We start from the raw sequence: 18,930 nt of genomic DNA, 5'->3' as shown, positions 1-18,930 counted from the left end.
TTAGCCATTATTGCTGTTTCGATACGCAAACAGTTCGCTGCGCGCATCCTGGCCAGGAGACATGCCGGGCATCAACCCCACAAGCAGCGCTTTCCCATGCACGTGACTGGCAACTATTTGCAAGCTTCCATCGCCAGTTCCAGTGCCAGCCAATCTTCCTCGAGTTTTTCAATCTTAGTTTCAAGTTCCTGACGCTGCTGGTCGAGCCGGGCAATCTTCTCCGACTGAGAATCGGCGTAAGTCGCTGGATCGGCCAATTGATGATTGATGGCGGCCAATTCTGCCTGGACAGCAGACAAAGATGCGTCCAGCTTCGCCTGCCTGGATTGCAGCGCCTTTTTATTGGGACGCGGAGAGGACTTGCGGATCACCTTGGCAGGTTTGGATTTCTCCGCCATGAGCGCGCCACGACCCTCCAACCATTGCCTGTAATCTACCAGGTCACCCTCGAAGGGCCGCGCTTCCCCATCCGCCACCAACCACAGCTCATCCGCCACGGCCCTTATCAGACTGCGGTCATGCGAAACCAACACGACCGCACCCGTATATTCCTCGAGCGCCAATGTCAGTGCATCACGCATGTCCAGATCAAGGTGATTGGTTGGCTCGTCCAGCAATAGCAAATGGGGTTGCTGGAATGCAAGCAAAGCAAATGCCAACCGGCTTTTCTCGCCCCCCGAGAATGTGGCAACCGGCCGATTTTCATCCTCCCCCGCCAGGCCAAAGCGTCCCAGATAAGTTCTCAGATTGAGCTCCGATTGCTTGGGCGCCAGCTGCTGCATATGCTGCAATGGGGTCAAGTCACCGCTAAGATGTTCCAATTGATGTTGGGCAAAATAGCCGGTGCTTATATCTGGATGGATACTCACGCTGCCGGATGTCGGCTGAAGCTCGCCTATCAGCAGCTTAATCAATGTCGACTTGCCCGCACCATTCGGACCCATGAGCGCAACACGCGCACCGGCACGTAAGGCAAGATTGACGTCTGTAAATATTTTATGGCTGTCGTAGCTGAAACTTGCGCCCTCAGCCTGCAGCAATAAATCCGGCCCGCGCTCTGGCGCCTCGATTTTCAATCGATATTGTTCCGTGCCGTCATGCACGGGCGCAATCCGCACCAGGCGCTCCAGCGCCTTGAGACGGCTTTGCGCTTGTTTGGCCTTGGTTGCCTTGGCACGGAAGCGGCGCACAAAATCTTCCATATGCGCAATCTGCTGCTGCTGTTGCTGAAAAGCCTGGGTTTGTTGCGCAATGCGCTCCGCCCGTGCCTGTTCAAAGTCATCGTAATTGCCACTGTAGGTATCCAGCGCGCGGTCGTGAATATGTGCTATACGATTGACGCAGGCATTCAGAAACTCGCGATCATGCGAGACCATGATCAAGCTACCTGGATAACGTGCCAGGTATTGCTCCAGCCACATAATGGCCTCCAGGTCGAGGTGATTGGTTGGTTCATCCAGGAGCAGCAAATCTGCGCGGCACATCAGTGCTCGCGCGAGATTGAGGCGCATCCGCCATCCACCGGAAAAATTCCTGACCGGCTGGCCCAGTGCTTCCTGAGCGAATCCCAGTCCATTTAACAACTGCGCCGCACGCGCTTGCGCACCATAACCATCGATGCCCTCGAAGCGATGCTGTGCATCGAACCAGTCAGCATCATGCGTATCGCGTGCCAGTATCTCTTGCAACCGGCGCAATTCCAGATCACCATCCAGCACGAAAGCAAGTGCTGACTGATCGGAAGCCATAATCTCCTGCTCAACCGAAGTAATTGTCTTGCCTGCTTGCAGCGCAATCTCACCCTGTTCGGGCGGTATCTCACCTTTTATCAAGCGAAACAGCGTTGATTTACCACAACCATTCTTGCCCACCAAGCCAATCCGCTGGCCGGAGAAAACCTGCAGGTTGATCTCATGTAACAGGGGAACACCGTTTTGCAGAAAAGTAAGATTGCGAATTGTGAGCATGACTGAATGATAAAGATTATGTTCGTTAAGCGCGGCCCATCCTGGCGCAAGCAAAGTTTCAGTAAATCCCAATCAGCGCTTCTATCCGGATTCACAAAAAACAAGCAGGCTTCCAGGCTATTCTCAGCAAGGGAGCTCATAGGCCTATTCAACACATCATCGACCGGGCTTATGATGAAGAAGACGACAGGAAGGGTCATTGAGCGCCCCGCAGCAGGGTACATTGGCGCGCAGCAAAACCATGACGGGTTAGGTTATTATGCGTAAATCTGTCTAAAGGGCACCTCTAAAAATTCAGAGTTTTAAACAAGACGAGGCGAGAATAAAAAATATTGACACAGCATATGATGGATATGTTAGGAGACATTTTTTGTGAACAACGACGTATTGTGACGAAATATGGATTTTTAGAGGTGCCCTAAATTCCATGAACAGCTCAATTGACGGACGGCAGGCAGCAACTTTGCCTAGCCCGAATGAAACAGGAATCAGGCCCATCCATCAAACGGCTTATTACTATGTTTTATTTGCCAATTTTGCCTGATATTACTCAAACAATCCACACCTATCATTCAGCAGCAAGCAACCGGCAACCAGCCCTGGATAGCTCCGAGACAACACATAACTAGCTGTTTTTTAAAGATAAGTATATTTGCTCAAAATTTTGGCAAATCGCCAAATTGCTTTCGAAAAGATGATGTTAGTATGTGAATTACCAAACAACACACAAACTTATCCACAGGAATTGTGGACATCTTGCTGCGGCCCAACCTCGCGGACTCGATGATGATATACAAGAACCAGCCAGCGCCGGATCACCGTGACATCCCGACGACTTGCAATTATCGGAATCAATCGGTCCCTCCCCGTTAGCCAATTCCATTCGGATCGATACCATGACATACTGTTTGCCGGTCGAGCCCGTACTTCTTGAAGGAATGATATATGCTGCTGATTAAATGGTGCCTCATCATCATCGCTGTGATCGTACTGGTCACCGTCCTAGCTGGCCAGTCAGGGTTATTCAAGGGCAACAGACCCGACGATCTGGGCGTTCGCGACGGCAAACTCAAGCCACCCGCTGTCACACCCAATAGCGTGACCAGTCAGGCCAAACTCTACCCGGGACATCCCCAACAAAACTATGCCGATATTTCTCCGTTGGCCGTATATGGTGACGGACAAAATACGCTCGCTTTGATCAAGGCAATCATTGAAGCCACTGCCGGCGCACAACTTATCGAAAGTAAATCCGATTATCTCTACGCCCAATTCTCGACGCCCTTACTGAAATTCGTGGATGATGTAGAATTCTGGTTCGCACCCAATCACAATGTTATTCATGTACGCTCTGCCTCGCGTCTTGGTAAGAGTGATCTGGGCGTCAATCGCAGACGTATCGAAATGATACGCAAACAGCTTGATGCCTTAGCAAACCCATCCTGAGCATTTATCATGCAAACAAATTGTGCCAGTATTGCAAATAATGGCGCAATGCTCTTATTCATCGCTGCCATACCTTTCAGCTTGTTCAACCCGACATTCCAGAGTCTTACAACATGTTGCGCAGATTTTTGATCTTTTTGTTTGCCCTGGCAATAGCCAGCCTGGCCCTCGTTTGGCTGCTCCTGCAAGGCAGTCTACCCGCTTATGAAGGGAAGCACCCCCTTGCTGGCTTGCACGGCACCGTAGCAGCCGAACGAGATGCGCTGGGCAGCGTCACATTGCGCGCCGATAACCGTTCCGATCTGGCACGCAGCCTAGGTTTCATTCATGCCCAAGAGCGCTTCTTCGAAATGGATCTACTGCGCCGTCAAGCTGCGGGCGAGCTGGCAGAATTATTTGGTGCCGCAGCATTACCGGCCGATCGCAGAAATCGCGCACACCGCATGCGGGCGCGTGTCCATGCCATGTTGGCGGAATTACCGGATGACCAGCGTGACCTGCTTGCAGCGTATCGGGATGGCGTCAATCAAGGACTGGACAGCTTGCGGGTACGCCCATTTGGTTACCTGCTGACACAAACCACTCCTCATCCCTGGCGCAGTGAGGACAGTTTGTTGGTGGTCATAGCGATGTATATGACACTACAGGAAGCCAGCATTGATCGCGAGCTGGGACTTTCGGTCATGCATGCGGCATTGCCGGAATCGGCCTACCGGTTTCTGGTTGCCAGCGGCGGCGAATGGGATGCGCCACTGAACGGCAAGAATTTCAAATGGCCCCCTTATCCTGCAATGACTGATATCGATTTACGCACACTCGATCAACATCTTATCCAGGACATTGATTTTGAAGAAACGCCCGCAGCCGGCAGCAATAGCTTTGCCGTGGCGGGAGCGCTGGCGACGGGTGGCGCACTGGTAGCAAATGATCTGCATTTGCCTTTGCAGACCCCCAGTTTATGGTTCCGCACGCGTCTGATTTATCCAGACCCCGCACAGCCGCATCAAACCATTGATATTAACGGTGTCAGTTTGCCCGGTACCCCGGCCATAGTCGTTGGCGCTAACCGGCATATCGCATGGGGCTTTACAAATGCGTATGGTGATTTCGCCGATTGGGTGAGAATCACGCTTGACCCAGCCGATGCTTCCCGTTACTACAATCATGGTGAATGGAAAACCATCTCAACCCAGCAGGAAACACTGCGCGTAAACGGTGCCCCTGATGAAACGCTGGAAATCCATGAAACTGAATGGGGACCCATCCTGGCCAGGGATCATGACGGCACACCGCTGGCGCTGGCCTGGGCAGCACACCGGCCAGGCGCCGTCAATCTCGACCTCATCAAACTTGAACGGACGACCAGTGCCGACCAAGCCGCCACCATCGCACAGAAAGCAGGCATCCCTGCACAAAATTTCATTGTCGGTGATCGAAAGGGGAACATTGCCTGGACGATTGGTGGCCGCATACCTGCACGCATTGGCAACTACGACTTCAGTCTACCTGCGAACTGGGGCAGACAACCAATCGGCTGGGATGGCTGGCTTGCCCACACGCATTACCCGCTGATCAAGAACCCGCCGGGCATGCGCCTCTGGAATGGGAACTCAAGAATGATCGATGGCAATTTGCTTGATCGGCTGGGTGACGGCGGTTATGAACTGGGCGCACGCAGCAAGCAAATCCGCGACCAATTGCATGCACGCGACCACTTTTCGCCTGCTGATCTACTCGCAATCCAACTGGATAGCCGCGCACTACTGCTCACCCGCTGGAAACACTTGCTCGAGCAAACGCTGCAAAACGCTCCCTCCACCGCGGCCTGGCGCGTGGAAATAGAGCAAGCGTTGCGCGATTGGGATGGCCAAGCCTCGCCTCACTCGGTCGCCTACCGGATCGTTCGCGACTTCCGTCATGAAGTCATGAGACGCGCATTGAGCGGCTTTACCGCCATGATAAAACTAAAATTCCCCGCTTTCATGCTCCCGCGCTTGAGCCAGGCCGAACATGCCGTGTGGAAACTGATCGAACAGCAACCACCGCATTTATTGCCGCCAGGCAACGACAATTGGAACGGCTTGCTGGCTGCATGTGCAGAACATATCGCGAAACAAATGCAAGCCCAATCTGGCGGTATTGCCGCGCGCAGTTGGGGAGAGCAGAATACTGCTGAAATCCGGCATCCACTCAGCCGCGCCCTGCCAGCATGGATCGCAAAATGGCTGGACATGCCGGCAGACCCCTTGCCTGGCGATCACCATATGCCACGTGTGCAAGTGAAAAGCTTCGGCGCTTCTCTGCGTTTTGTCATCATCCCCGGCAAAGAGGAATCCGGCATCTTCCACATGCCTGGCGGGCAAAGTGGTCACCCACTTTCTCCCTACTATGGCAGCGGCCACCATGACTGGGTGACTGGAAACAGCAGCGCTTTTTTACCAGGCTCACCTGAACGGACGTTGCAACTCTATCCCACGAATATAATTCCACATCCATAAAAAGGGCCTTTTCCCATGAAAAAATTCTTTTTAATCACAACGAGCTTACTGTCAGCCATGCTCTCTGCTTCCATCCTGGCCAGTGATCCGGATACACGACAAACGCTCCAGCTCAACGCCATGCAACGGCACCATATCCTCTCCGAAATGCGTACCCTGTTACAGGGTACGCAAGCGATCATACAGGCACTGAGCGAAGAGGACATGACGGCAGTCGCCAGGCACGCGCGTGCACTGGGTACAGCCATGCCCCATAAAGGGGAAAACCATCTTCGCTCGGTGCTGCCCGAAGCTTTTATGAAAATGGGCATGAGCGTACACCATGGCTTTGATCAAATCGCAGCGGAGGCCGAATCCACCAACAATGCGGGCGCCATTCAAAAACGGCTAAGTGATACCATGCAAACCTGTGTCGCTTGTCACGCAACCTATCAAATTCGGATCGGGCGGCCCGCCCAAGGCAGTCAGGCACACCCGCCACACGGCAAACGCGGAAGAGAAGCTGAATAACCCGGATGTTCAGTTGCTCGCAACTTTATGTTGCCAATAGAATAACCATTCACTACTGGAGGGAGCGTTTACACACTAATAGAGGACTTTTCCTCTCTTGCAAACAGGAATCAACCATTAATTTTTATGGGAACATGTCGATAAAACTTACACACCGTTTCAACAAACCTTGAAGCGCTTCTGCAAAATTGCCATGTTGGCTGGCGCTACACGATTTCTCATAGCATAGAAATGAACAAGGACCAAAAAAAACTGCTCGTAGTGGAAGATGATCCGGGACTACAAAAACAATTACGCTGGAGCTTCGATAATTGTGAGGTGGTTGTCGCCTCAAACCGGGAAAGTGCGCTGGCGCAGGTTCGCCGGCATGAGCCGGCGGTCGTCACCATGGACCTCGGCCTGCCACCTGATCCAGATGGCGCATCAGAAGGCCTAGCCACGCTTCAGCAAATTCTGACACTGACCCCTGACACCAAGGTCATCGTTTTAACAGGCAATCAGAATCGCGCCAATGCTCTAAAAGCGATAGACTTGGGTGCCTACGATTTTCATCAAAAACCTTTTGATGCCAGTGTTCTGAACCTGATTGTGGATAGAGCCTTCTATCTGCACCAGTTGCAACGCGAAAACCGGAAATTGCTACAATCATGTTCGGCCTCGCCCATTGCGGATTTCATCACCGGCGATCCCAACATGATCAAAATATGCCAGCAAATAGAGCGGGTTGCATCGTCCGACGTGACGGTGACCTTGCTGGGAGAAAGTGGGACCGGCAAGGAAGTACTGGCCAAAGCACTGCATCAACTCAGCAACAGAAAAAAGAAACGCCTGATTGCGGTCAATTGTGCAGCCATTCCTGAAACATTGCTGGAAGCGGAGTTGTTTGGTTATGAAAAAGGCGCCTTTACCGGTGCGTCCAAACAAACGCCGGGTAAAATCGAACTGGCGCAGGAGGGCACATTCTTCCTGGATGAAGTCGGTGATCTGCCCCTCTCGTTACAGGCCAAGTTATTGAGATTCCTGCAAGAACGCGTGATTGAACGTGTAGGAGGAAGAGAAGAAATTCCCATGGATGTGCGTATCGTCTGCGCAACACATCGGGATTTGAAGGTAATGATCGAGAATGGGACCTTCCGCGAAGATTTATATTACCGTTTATGCGAAATCAGCATCCCGATTCCCGCACTGCGTGATCGCGTCGGTGATGCCATCTTGCTAGCCCACCACTTCAAGAATCAATTCTATGCCAAAGAAAAACGTCAATCACTGAATTTCAGTCAGGATGCATTGGATGCGATTGATAGCTATCACTGGCCGGGTAACGTGCGTGAAATCGAAAACTGCATCAAGCGCGCGGTCATCATGGCGGAAGGCCCTCAAATCACGGCAGAGGACTTGGGATTACAATCTGCCAACACTTCTTCGCAACCCGCGACGCTGCGTGAAGTCCGGGACAAGGTCGAATGCGAAACCCTGATCAAGGCATTAGCCCGAGTAGATGGCAATATCGCCAGGGCTGCCGAGCTACTGGGTGTCACCCGGCCCACGCTTTATGACTTGATGAACCGGCATGGACTCAAGTAAATGACATAATATCAGCGCACCCTGCCCGGCACGCTGTAGCGGCCACAATAGATCTGTCCCGGGACCTCGCAACTGCGTGTCGGTACATCAGGCAAATGCGTCGCAATATTTATGATAATGTGCCTTTCTCAACACTCAATTTCAGCCTGATTTTCAGGGCAAGACTGCCAGTTAACGATCTAAAGACATGCCTAACCTTTTTCATGAACTGATTTTCCAATCCGCCGAAAGAGGCGCGCAATCCGATGCGCTGATTGACCACAAGCAACATATGGACTATCCAACGTTGGCCGGTGCGGTCCAATCGACCGCTGGTGCCCTGCAAGCATTGGGATTCAAGCGTGGAGAACGCTTGGCGGTCTACCTGGAAAAACGATTCGAAACGGTCATCGCCTTGTTTAGCGCATCTGCCGCAGGCGGGGTATTCGTACCAATCAATCCATTGCTCAAAGCCGAACAAGTCTCTTATATTCTCAATGACTGCAATGTCAGGATACTGGTCACTTCCGCTGAACGGCTGGCGTTACTCAAATCGGTACTGCCAAACTGCCATGATTTACAAAGAATAATCGTGGTGGGCGAGATGCAGGAATGGCCGTTGATTGCCGGGCTCGAAATCGCACACTGGCAGCAGCTGCAAAAACCATTTGGAATGATACATGCGCCGCACTGTATCGATAGCGATATGGCCGCGATTTTATATACGTCCGGCAGCACCGGCAAACCGAAGGGCGTAGTGCTCTCTCACCGCAACCTTGTAACCGGCGCCAAAAGTGTTTCTCAATACTTACGCAATCATGCTGAAGACCGAATTCTTGCTGTTCTGCCACTCAGTTTCGATTATGGCCTGAATCAATTGACAACCGCTTTCCATGTCGGGGCAACCAGTATTCTGATGAATTACCTGCTCCCGCGCGATATTCTCACCCTCATCAAAAAGCAACAGGTCAGTGGGCTGGCCGCAGTGCCGCCGCTGTGGACACAGCTTTCACATCTGGACTGGCAAGAGATCAATACCCTGCGCTACATTACCAACTCGGGTGGCGCCATGCCACGCTCGACCCTGGCGCGCCTGCGTGGCGCCTTGCCCAATACACAAATCTTTCTGATGTATGGCCTGACCGAAGCCTTCCGTTCGACCTATCTGCCGCCGGACCAAATAGATAAACGCCCGGATTCCATGGGCAAAGCCATCCCCAATGTTGAAGTCATGGTTTTACGAGAGGATGGCTCCCATTGTGCGCCAGGCGAACCAGGCGAACTTGTCCACCGTGGCCCGCTCGTTTCAATGGGCTACTGGAACGATGCCGATAAAACAGCCACCTGTTTCCGTCCACTTGCACCGCGTCAACCCGGCCTGACCCTCCCGGAACTTGCGGTGTGGTCAGGCGATACGGTACGCATGGATGAAGAAGGTTATTTATACTTTATCGGCCGCCGCGATGACATGATCAAGACCTCCGGCTATCGCGTCAGCCCTACCGAAGTCGAAGAAGTGATCTATGCAACTGAAAGAGTGACCGAGGCCGCAGCTTTTGGCGTGCCGCATCCAGCACTTGGCCAGGCCATCGTCGTCGTTGCAGTACCCAAGGCAGGCCTCGATGTATCGCCGGAAATCTTACTGGCTGCTTGCAAAAAACACTTGCCTGCTTTCATGTTGCCCAGCCTCATCGAATTGAGGCAAGCCAGCCTGCCGCGCAATCCAAACGGAAAAATTGACCGCAAAAGCCTGGCTACGACATTTGAACAAGCTTTCATCACAGCAAAAACATGAAGACTGCCCATCCAGAACATGCGCCCATGACCCAATTTCCCGTGCAGGATCACTGCCTGGTCATTGGCAATATGCCTCTCACACGCTTGGCCCAGCGAGTCGGATCCACGCCTTTTTACGCCTATGACCGGCAACTGATTACCGCCCGCGTCAATTCCCTGAGACAGCACTTGCCCCCCCACATACACCTGCATTACGCAATGAAGGCCAATCCCATGCCTGCTGTCGTACAACACCTGGCAGGCTTGATGGATGGTATTGATGTTGCTTCAGCGGGAGAAATGCAGGTGGCACTCAATGCAGGCGTCTCTCCTGAAAATATCAGCTTTGCAGGGCCTGGCAAAAGCCGGCATGAACTCGCCTGCGCCATTGCAGCCGGAATCATTCTGAACGTGGAATCGGAACCCGAGCTGGAACATATCGCCGAACTGGCCAATGAAACGGGGTTTCACCCCAAAGTGGCCATACGCGTCAATCCCGACTTCGAGTTAAAAGCGTCCGGCATGAAGATGGGGGGAGGATCCAAGCAATTCGGTATTGACGCTGAACGCGTCCCAGCTGTCCTGAACCGTATCGCGGCACTGAAGCTGGCGTTCGAAGGATTGCATATCTTCAGCGGCTCTCAGAATCTGAGGGTAGAAGCAATCCAGGAAGCGCATGAAAAAACCCTGCAACTCGGCATGCAACTGGCCTCGATTTCGCCCATACCAGTCCGCTGCATCAATATCGGCGGTGGATTTGGTGTCCCCTATTTCCCCGGAGATACCCCGCTTGACCTCGGCGCAGTAGGGGCCAACCTGGCCCGGTTGCTGATGGCAATCAAACCATCATTGCCGGATACCCGGTTTGTGATCGAACTGGGTCGCTATATCGTTGCGGAAGCAGGCATTTATGTCTGCCAGGTGCTCGAAAAAAAAATATCAAGAGGACAAATATTTTTGGTGACGAACGGCGGCCTGCATCATCATCTGGCGGCATCCGGCAACTTTGGTCAGGTGATCCGCAAAAATTACCCGGTTGCTGTCGGAAACAAAATGCATATGACTGAAACTGAAATAGCTTCAGTAGTCGGGCCGCTCTGCACGCCGCTTGATTTACTCGCTGACCGGATGAAGCTGTCCAAGGCCGAACCAGGAGACCTCATTGTCGTCTTTCAGTCCGGTGCCTATGGACTGACCGCCAGCCCCACCTCTTTTCTTAGCCACCCTCCCCCAATGGAAGTTTTGGTTTAAGCAATCGCGAACACTTTGACCACGCTTCCCTGAGCAACAATCCGGGCATACGCACCACTGTTCTCTGCCTGCCAGGGAAGCTCGTATAATGCTAGAAATAATTGTTATAAAAAGCATAAATTGTTATTTTCTGGGATACCCAGGAAAACTGACTTAACCGTCATATCAAATAGATAATAAAGACAAGGAGATGACATGAGCGGCATATGTGGTTGGCTGGAAGTGGGCTCTACAGCAACCCGAAACCAGCAGATCAGCGAACGCACGCGCAATCCACTGGTTCGTTTCGATGGCAGCCCTGCACAAACCATCGCCAAAAATAATTTTGCGCTGACAGTCGCCGCCAAACCCAGCCATGCGCATCTGCACGAGGCAAACGGCCTGGTAGTCGGTGTATGGGGCAGAATAAAATTCAGGGATGAGACGTTACAGGACCGTGCACAAGCAAAAGGCATTGCCGCGGTTCTGGCTGAGCAATGGCGTCAGAACAGGGAAAAAATATTCTCAGAAGTTGCCGGAGAATTCGTCTGCAGCATTTTGGACAGCGATTTGCAAGAAGTCGTACTTGCCACCGATCCCTTGGGAACGCGCACGCTCTATTACCAAATGCTGAATAAAGGCATTTTGTTCGGCACATCCACCGATGCCTTGCTTGGCCATCCACAAGCCAATTCACAAATCGATCCACAAGGGCTGTTCAACTATCTGTATTTTCACATGATACCGGGCCCTGGGACGATTTATCAGGCGCAGAATCGTCTGCTACCCGGCGAGTCTCTGCATTTCCAGGCTGGGCGCATTGAGCGCAAGCGTTATACGCGTGTGAAATTCGATGAAGATCTGAATCGCCCCTTCCTGGACCTCAAACAAGAATTCCTATCTCTGCTCAAAGAAAGCATCAGAGAAGTGACACAATACCAGCGAGTCGGTGCTTTTCTGAGTGGGGGCACCGACAGTTCGACCGTGGCTGGCATACTGACGGAAATATCCGGCGCGCCTGCCAAGACCTATTCGATCGGCTTTGAAGCGACGGGTTACGATGAAATGCATTATGCACGTATTGCAGCCCGCCATTTCTCGACCGATCATCACGAATACTATGTCACACCTGACGATGTGGTCGCGACCATTCCAAAAATTGCCGCCATTTTCGATCAGCCGTTTGGCAATGCCTCGGCCATACCCGCCTATTATTGCGCACGCATGGCGAAAAATGATGGGCTTGATCTGTTGCTTGGCGGCGACGGTGGCGATGAATTGTTCGGCGGAAATGAACGCTATGCCAAACAATATATTTTCTCGCTCTACGAAAAGATTCCAGCATCGCTGAGAAACCAGTTGCTGTCGCCACTGCTGTTATCCATTTCACCGGATATTGGCCTGAATCTTGCCCGCAAAGCACGCAGCTACGTGGCACAAGCAACAGTACCGATGCCGCACCGAATGGAGACCTATAATTTGCTGATGCGTTATGGGTTCGAATCGGTATTCTCCCAGGAGTTTCTCGCTCAAATTAACCCGCAGCAGCCTGCCACAATGCTCGAGCACACTTATCACGAGACCGAGGCGCGCAGTTTAATCAATCGCATGCTTGCATTCGACTGGAAATTCACACTTGCGGACAACGACCTCCCCAAGGTTGTGCAAGCCTGCCAGCTGGCGGGCATGGAAGTCGCTTTCCCGCTTATCAGTGATCAAATCACAGCCTTTTCTTGTAAATTGCCACCCCAGCAGAAATTGAAAGGTACTCAGTTACGTTATTTCTTCAAGCAGGCATTACGTGGCTTTTTACCGGACGAAATCATTGCCAAACAAAAACACGGCTTTGGCTTGCCATTTGGGGTCTGGCTGCAATCACATAAACCTTTGAGAGAAATCGCTGCGGACAGCCTGAGCGATCTAAAATCACGCCATATCGTGCGCCCGGACTTCATTGATCAACTACTTGATCAACATTTGCATGAGCATGCAAGCTACCATGGCACCATGGTATGGCTGCTAATGATGATGGAATACTGGCACAAGCAACACCTTCCAGGATCAAATTGATAATTTGATTGATTTTCTTTTATCTTCGATATCAAATCATGATAGATTGCAAGAATTAATTTCATGTCTCATTATGACGACATATTAATTGAAGAACAAACGCTGATAATGCCATGGGTATGTCAGGAATATGCGCGGTTGATCAAACTGCCAGCCCTGAGATTTAAAAAAAATAAAGGCAAATCACGAACATATTCACTGAATTGAAACCGGGTCTGCGTCATAAAATAGAGTTTACTCAGTCTGAATCTATCGATTTCATTTTAAATAATACTTCGCCAAGAGAGCGTCATGAACGATATCGAAGCAGCTTTCCATCAATATTTTGAAATCGTAACCGCTGATACCGAAGAGTTGCTTAAAGAAGTTTTTAATTTACGCTTCCGAATTCTATGTGTACATAACACCTTCCCAGACTTCAGCAAAACAAAATTTCCTGATGAACTGGAAAGTGATGAGTACGATAAACGTTCGGTTCATATTTTGCTGCGCCACCGGCCAACCGGAATTTTTTTAGGAACCGCGCGGCTCATCCTTCCCGACAGGGAACAGCTTCACAAAAAATTCCCAACCGAATTGCATACCCGTTTTTTTCCGGGCTTTGCTCTAAACGAAACATCTCGTCAGCATACTGCCGAAATATCACGCTTCGCTGTTCTCAGCGACTTCTTCAGACGCAGAAGCAAGCTCCATATGCCCCCCCAATCCACCAATCCAGCACACAAGCTCCAGGAACGCCGGCGTTGTCCTCACCCGTCACTGGGACTCGCGGTTGGGATTATAAGGCTATGTGCTCAGCACAATATCTATTACTGGCTCTCGTCCATGGATCCTGCCTTAAATAGGTTGCTAGGATTTTACGGTTTACAGCTCAACCCTATCGGCCCATCGATCAACTATCATGGCATCCGCTGTCCTTACCATGCTTGTTTGCTCGATGTACTGGAAAGAATGCACCGGGACCATAGAGCAATTTGGGAGCTCGTCACGGACCATGGAAATATCTGGCCCGTCGACCTCACATTGATACGCGCTAACTGGTTACCAGAATCAGACACCCATTACATCCGCGCAACGCGATAATCATTATTGATACTATACTGTGACGGAAATTCTTGACTGCTGCCAACGACGCATCTTTGTGCTTATGCTGCTGGCCAGTTTCTTCTTCGCCGGCAATGTCTTGCCGGCTGACAATACAGTCGAGACCGTCGTTCACCCAAGCGTCAACACCGAACATCTTTCCAAAAACTTGTTGCGTTCCATTTTCGGCATGCGCTTGAGAACGTGGCAGGATGGTCTCCCGATCAGGGTTTTTGTCCTGCCTGACGATGCACCGTTACACAGCCTGTTTGCCAAACAGAAGCTCAATATTTTTCCTTATCAGTTGCGCGCCGCATGGGACCGTTTGATTTTCTCCGGAACCGGTCAGGCACCGATCACAGTGCAATCGGAAGAAGAAATGCGGCTGCGTGTTTCAACTACACCGGGAGCAATTGGTTATTTAAGTGGAACCAAGATTGATGATAGCGTCCAAATTGTCCATGTCGATCAATAACAACAAATCCTCCACCACGGCCTTGTTGGGCTGTACAGCACTGGTCTTTGTCCTTTCGTCCCCCCAGAGTTTTGCCGACGAACTTCCGGATTCAGACAATCTAAACCAGCTGCGTGTACATGGTTTTCTCAGTCAAGGCTATATCAAAACGAACAAAAATAATTTTTTTGGCAAAAGTACGGGTGATGGCAGTTTTGATTTCCGGGAAGTCGGCTTGACCGCTTCACTGCGTCCACTATCAAAGCTACAACTATCTGGGCAATTACTGCACCGTAGTGCGGGTGAAGGCAGCAAGGGCGGTATCCGCATCGATTTCGGCTTCCTCGATTATAATTTCATCAATACACCCGCTAAAGAGTTCGGCGCTCGCTTGGGCCGCATGAAGAATCCATTGGGATTCTATAACGATACGCGCGATGTGCCCTTTACCCGCCCGAGCATACTGCTACCCCAGTCGATTTACTTTGATCGCACGCGCAATCTCGCGCTGGCTTCGGATGGCGCCCAGGTCTATGGTGAATCGCGCGCGGACTGGGGCAATATTACTGCTCAATTTGGCACAGTTTTTCCGCAAGTAAATGATCGTGATACCGAAGTTTCCATCCTTGGATCAGGCCGGTTAGGAGATCTTAAAACCAGGCTCTCATACATTGGCCGTATACTTTATGAGCAGGCTGACGGGCGGTTCCGATTAGCGTTCAGTGGTGCTCAAGTTAATGCGGGCTACGATCCGGGGCACAATGATCCGCTCGACTCGGGCTCACTCAAATTTACACCCTTGATTTTATCCGCGCAATATAATGCAGAGCATTGGAGTGTGACTTCCGAATACGCCTTGCGCATGTTTCATTTACAGGGCTTTGGTGTGCCAGCACTTGAGCAAAAATTCACCGGTGAAAGCATTTATCTTCAGGGCATCTACCGCTTCTTCTCCAACTGGGAGACCGTATTGCGGTACGATGTATTGTTTACTGACAGAAAAGATCGCAGTGGCAAGAAGTTCAATGAGTTGACTGGGCGCCCCACACATAATCGATTCGCCAGGGATTTAACTTTTGGTCTGCGCTGGAATGCCACGCCTGCCATCATGTTAAGCGCTGAATACCATCGGATTACTGGTACTGCATGGCTCTCGCCATTAGATAACACCGATCTTACTCAAGCTGGCAAACATTGGAACTTGTTTGCTTTCCAGGCTTCCTACCGATTCTGATTATCGCCCTATGAAACAGGTTATTTCCGAGAATTCGATCGTCTCAACAAAAACCAGTCCTCAGTCATCCCGGGCGTTCGTCGGCTTGAGCTGGAAAATTTCCACATTGAGCAGTCTGATTTTGTTGCTCGTGGTGACAACGTTCAGTGTGATCAACTACCAGAGCCTGCTGGATAGCATCGAACAGCAAAGGGAGACGCAATATCAGCGCTATGCCAGGGAAGTCGAGAGCCTGATCGGACGCAGCGCCGAGAATTTACACGAACTGATTCGAATCATTCCTTACTTGAAAGGCATGGAAAACAGCTTGCTGGCAGCAAATCCGGAACAAATACTTGCATCCTTTGATCGTTACTGGACGCTCTTTCAGATCCAGAACGACATAGAAGATGTACGTTTTTATGATGCGTCCGAATCGCTGCTGGCAAGCTGGAGCAATTTCGAAGCCAATGGATACCGCGACAATCTCATACTTGAGCATGTCCGGGAAGTCAATTCACGCGAGCAGCCCGCTACCCCAATGATCTGCGTTGAAAGTTGCACGCAATATACCATTGAACCGCTTCTGATCAATGGCACGCGGGTTGGGGTAATTGCTATCGGCTCATCGCTGATTGACGTATTCCTCAATTTCAGGCGTGCTTCTGGTTCCGATATCGGCTTATTCATCAAGCAAAAAGAAAATGCCTACGACACCCCCTCGGACACCAACATGCGTATCCCTGAATGGAACGTACGTATTACTGCACTGACGGACAGCAAGAGAAATCTTGCCATTCTGAACAAGGTAGCGAAAAAACATCCCGATTTTGAAAACATCGGGCAAGGCATACAAAATAAATGGAATGACCGGCATCACCAGATCAGATTGCTGCCCCTGCATGGCATCCGCGCCTCCGATCAGGCACAGCTGGTTATCGTCACCGAAGTCACCGACACTGTTCGGGCAATTCAGGACTCTATCTGGCGTATTGTCATTATTGGCCTGATTGGGCTCGTACTCTCAGAAATCATTTTGTTCAGCGTACTCTCCCGGCCGCTTTCCCGGCTCAAGCATTTGGTATCCATTCTGCCACTGCTGGCTGGGGGCGGTTTTGGCGGCTTTCGCAGTGCACTCGCCTCCCATCAACGTAAACGCCTGTTGGAAGACGAAATCGATCTGCTGTACGAAGCGTCGCTGACGCTTTCCCAAAGACTCGAGAAACTGGAGAAACAAGTAGCCTATCGCACCAAGATGCTTATCAATCAGCGAGACGAGCTCAGCAAAGAAAAGGATTTTATAGAGAACTTGCTGGATACCGCGCAGGTGATCGTTCTCACACAAGACGCCGATGGAAAAATAGTCATGTTGAATGCTTACGGCGAGATGCTGACACGCTACAGCGAACAGGAATTGCAAGGCAGATATTTCCTAGAATTACTGGCACCCGACAGCGAACATTATAATCTGGATGGGCATATGCTGGAAATCCGGCAGGGGCTGCGCGAACAGTTGCGGCACGAAGCCGTAGTGCTCTGCAAGGATGATTCAAAACGGCATATTGCCTGGCTGCATTCACGTTTAACCTGGCATGCCGGGGAAGATCCTTCCATGGTTTTATCGGTAGGTCTCGATATCACCGAATACAAACGTGTGGAAGGCCATTTGGCATGGCTGGCTGACCACGACCCATTGACCAATCTTTATAACCGGCGCCGTTTCAGCGAAGAGCTGGAACAGATTCTCAGTTGGGCCGAGCGTTATCAACATCCCGGGGCGTTATTATTTTTTGACCTGGACCGGTTTAAGTATATTAATGATACCAGCGGCCACCAGGCAGGCGACGCCTTGCTCAAAATGGTATCCGACATGCTTTCACGCACCATTCGCACAGCAGATATCTCCGGCAGACTGGGCGGAGACGAGTTTGCGGTCATACTGCCAGAAATTACGCCAGAAGCCGCCATCGAAGTTGCCAAAAAGATTCTCAACCGCTTGAGTGAAACACAGCTGGCGCTAAACGGCAGGACCCACAACATCGCGGCAAGCATCGGGATTGCCCTCTTCCCTGAACATGGCAACAATGTGCACGACCTGCTCGCAGCGGCTGACCTGGCCATGTACCAGGCCAAGGAAACCGGCCGTGGCACCTGGCACTTATTTTCCAATACCGACCAAACACGCGAACGTGTTCACACGCTGGTCTACTGGAAGGAAAAAATCGAGTACGCCAATCTGCACGACCGCTATCAGCTTCATCTGCAACCCATCCTGTCACTGCATGACAAGACGATCAATCATTATGAAGTGTTGCTACGCATGCAGGACGAAGATGGGACGATACATTCACCGGCCGCCTTCATCCCGGCAGCGGAACATACCGGACTCATCCACAAAATCGACCATATGGTGCTCCGCAAAGCGGTAGCACTGGCGGGCAGAATCAATCAGAAGGCAAACCGGCCAATCGGACTGTCAATTAATTTATCTGCGCATGCCTTCAACGACCCGGAATTACTGCCGGTTATCAGCCAGACAATTTCAGCTTGCGGCATCGATCCTACGCTATTGATGTTTGAAATTACGGAAACAGCAGCCCTGGATAATTTGCCCGGCACTCGCAGCCTACTGCGCGATCTGAAAAAACTTGGTTGCGGATTTGTTCTGGATGATTTTGGGGTTGGCTTTTCATCTTTCTATTATTTACGGGAATTACCGGTCGATGCTGTCAAGATCGATGGTTCTTTCATTCGCAATCTCGCCAGCAATCCTGATGACAGGATACTGGTCAGTGCCTTGTGTAGCGTTGCAAAAGGTTTTGGCAAAAAAATTACAGCCGAGTTTGTCGAAAATCAGGCCATCCTGGATATGCTGGAAAGTATGGATATTGATTTTGCTCAGGGCTACCATATTGGCAAGCCGGCGCCGGCAGACAACTTCTTCCCCATCTCTAAAAACTGAAAGATCTGCCGCAATCAAGTCTGAATAAAGTTTACAGGCCCTTACTCGGGCATCGGCATAGGGGGCAGCCATTATAAGCTGCGCCCCTGCCACACCACCCGGCATGCGGGTCCGCACCGGGCGGTTTGAGAAGTTGAGGTTATGAGAGACGTGGCACC

At 51.2% G+C, this 18,930-nt stretch carries 12 protein-coding genes; 11 read left to right on the top strand and 1 reads right to left on the bottom strand.

The features are described from left to right. Nucleotides 1-113: 113 nt before the first annotated feature. Nucleotides 114-1,967: an ABC-F family ATP-binding cassette domain-containing protein gene (locus ABTW62_RS11555; RefSeq protein WP_430904734.1), complete on the bottom strand. Its 1,854-nt coding sequence runs from the start codon at nt 1,965-1,967 to the stop codon at nt 114-116. A gap of 945 nt (nt 1,968-2,912) precedes the next feature. Here ABTW62_RS11555 and ABTW62_RS11550 point away from each other — a divergent pair. The 11 genes from ABTW62_RS11550 to ABTW62_RS11500 all read left to right on the top strand — a co-directional run bounded on the left by ABTW62_RS11550 (nt 2,913) and on the right by ABTW62_RS11500 (nt 18,772). Next, nucleotides 2,913-3,413, top strand: a complete 501-nt coding sequence (locus ABTW62_RS11550; RefSeq protein WP_430904733.1) for a DUF1499 domain-containing protein — start codon at nt 2,913-2,915, stop codon at nt 3,411-3,413. Between the two features lie 113 nt (nt 3,414-3,526). Continuing rightward, complete coding sequence (locus ABTW62_RS11545; protein WP_430904732.1) at nt 3,527-5,911, top strand: penicillin acylase family protein; 2,385 nt, start codon at nt 3,527-3,529, stop codon at nt 5,909-5,911. A gap of 15 nt (nt 5,912-5,926) precedes the next feature. Next, nucleotides 5,927-6,421, top strand: coding sequence for a hypothetical protein (locus ABTW62_RS11540; RefSeq protein WP_430904731.1), 495 nt, complete (start codon nt 5,927-5,929; stop codon nt 6,419-6,421). A gap of 231 nt (nt 6,422-6,652) precedes the next feature. Continuing rightward, nucleotides 6,653-8,005 carry a PEP-CTERM-box response regulator transcription factor gene (prsR, locus tag ABTW62_RS11535; RefSeq protein WP_430904730.1) on the top strand — a complete coding sequence of 451 codons (1,353 nt, stop codon included), beginning with the start codon at nt 6,653-6,655 and terminating at the stop codon, nt 8,003-8,005. A 187-nt stretch (nt 8,006-8,192) separates the two neighbouring features. After that, nucleotides 8,193-9,779, top strand: coding sequence for an acyl-CoA ligase (AMP-forming), exosortase A system-associated (locus tag ABTW62_RS11530; RefSeq protein WP_430904729.1), 1,587 nt, complete (start codon nt 8,193-8,195; stop codon nt 9,777-9,779). Beyond that, a complete protein-coding gene (locus ABTW62_RS11525; protein WP_430904728.1) occupies nt 9,776-11,011 on the top strand; it encodes a pyridoxal-dependent decarboxylase, exosortase A system-associated in 1,236 nt (411 codons plus the stop codon). Before ABTW62_RS11530 ends, ABTW62_RS11525 begins: the two co-directional genes overlap by 4 nt. 195 nt (nt 11,012-11,206) lie before the next feature. Next, on the top strand, nt 11,207-13,060 hold the full coding sequence (locus ABTW62_RS11520) for an asparagine synthetase B family protein (protein ID WP_430904727.1): 1,854 nt from the start codon (nt 11,207-11,209) through the stop codon (nt 13,058-13,060). Between the two features lie 291 nt (nt 13,061-13,351). Further along, a complete protein-coding gene (locus ABTW62_RS11515) occupies nt 13,352-14,143 on the top strand; it encodes a PEP-CTERM/exosortase system-associated acyltransferase (protein WP_430904726.1) in 792 nt (263 codons plus the stop codon). Nucleotides 14,144-14,162: 19 nt separating this feature from the next. Next, a complete protein-coding gene (locus tag ABTW62_RS11510; RefSeq protein ID WP_430904725.1) occupies nt 14,163-14,618 on the top strand; it encodes a hypothetical protein in 456 nt (151 codons plus the stop codon). After that, nucleotides 14,584-15,831, top strand: a complete 1,248-nt coding sequence (locus ABTW62_RS11505; RefSeq protein ID WP_430904724.1) for a hypothetical protein — start codon at nt 14,584-14,586, stop codon at nt 15,829-15,831. Before ABTW62_RS11510 ends, ABTW62_RS11505 begins: the two co-directional genes overlap by 35 nt. Before the next feature lie 10 nt (nt 15,832-15,841). Further along, on the top strand, nt 15,842-18,772 hold the full coding sequence (locus ABTW62_RS11500) for an EAL domain-containing protein (protein ID WP_430904723.1): 2,931 nt from the start codon (nt 15,842-15,844) through the stop codon (nt 18,770-18,772). Nucleotides 18,773-18,930 lie beyond the last annotated feature (158 nt).

This window comes from Nitrosomonas sp. ANs5 (assembly GCF_050584665.1).
Lineage (GTDB): Bacteria > Pseudomonadota > Gammaproteobacteria > Burkholderiales > Nitrosomonadaceae > Nitrosomonas.
This window is presented reverse-complemented; position numbering and strand designations above follow the sequence as displayed.

Coding starts and splice junctions, on each gene's coding strand:
- ABTW62_RS11540 (WP_430904731.1), top strand. CDS start 5,927: ATGAAAAAATTCTTTTTAATCACAACGAGCTTACTGTCAGCCATGCTC.
- ABTW62_RS11555 (WP_430904734.1), bottom strand. CDS start 1,967: ATGCTCACAATTCGCAATCTTACTTTTCTGCAAAACGGTGTTCCCCTG.
- ABTW62_RS11525 (WP_430904728.1), top strand. CDS start 9,776: ATGAAGACTGCCCATCCAGAACATGCGCCCATGACCCAATTTCCCGTG.
- ABTW62_RS11515 (WP_430904726.1), top strand. CDS start 13,352: ATGAACGATATCGAAGCAGCTTTCCATCAATATTTTGAAATCGTAACC.
- ABTW62_RS11520 (WP_430904727.1), top strand. CDS start 11,207: ATGAGCGGCATATGTGGTTGGCTGGAAGTGGGCTCTACAGCAACCCGA.
- ABTW62_RS11545 (WP_430904732.1), top strand. CDS start 3,527: ATGTTGCGCAGATTTTTGATCTTTTTGTTTGCCCTGGCAATAGCCAGC.
- ABTW62_RS11500 (WP_430904723.1), top strand. CDS start 15,842: ATGAAACAGGTTATTTCCGAGAATTCGATCGTCTCAACAAAAACCAGT.
- prsR (WP_430904730.1), top strand. CDS start 6,653: ATGAACAAGGACCAAAAAAAACTGCTCGTAGTGGAAGATGATCCGGGA.
- ABTW62_RS11550 (WP_430904733.1), top strand. CDS start 2,913: ATGCTGCTGATTAAATGGTGCCTCATCATCATCGCTGTGATCGTACTG.
- ABTW62_RS11505 (WP_430904724.1), top strand. CDS start 14,584: ATGATAGCGTCCAAATTGTCCATGTCGATCAATAACAACAAATCCTCC.
- ABTW62_RS11530 (WP_430904729.1), top strand. CDS start 8,193: ATGCCTAACCTTTTTCATGAACTGATTTTCCAATCCGCCGAAAGAGGC.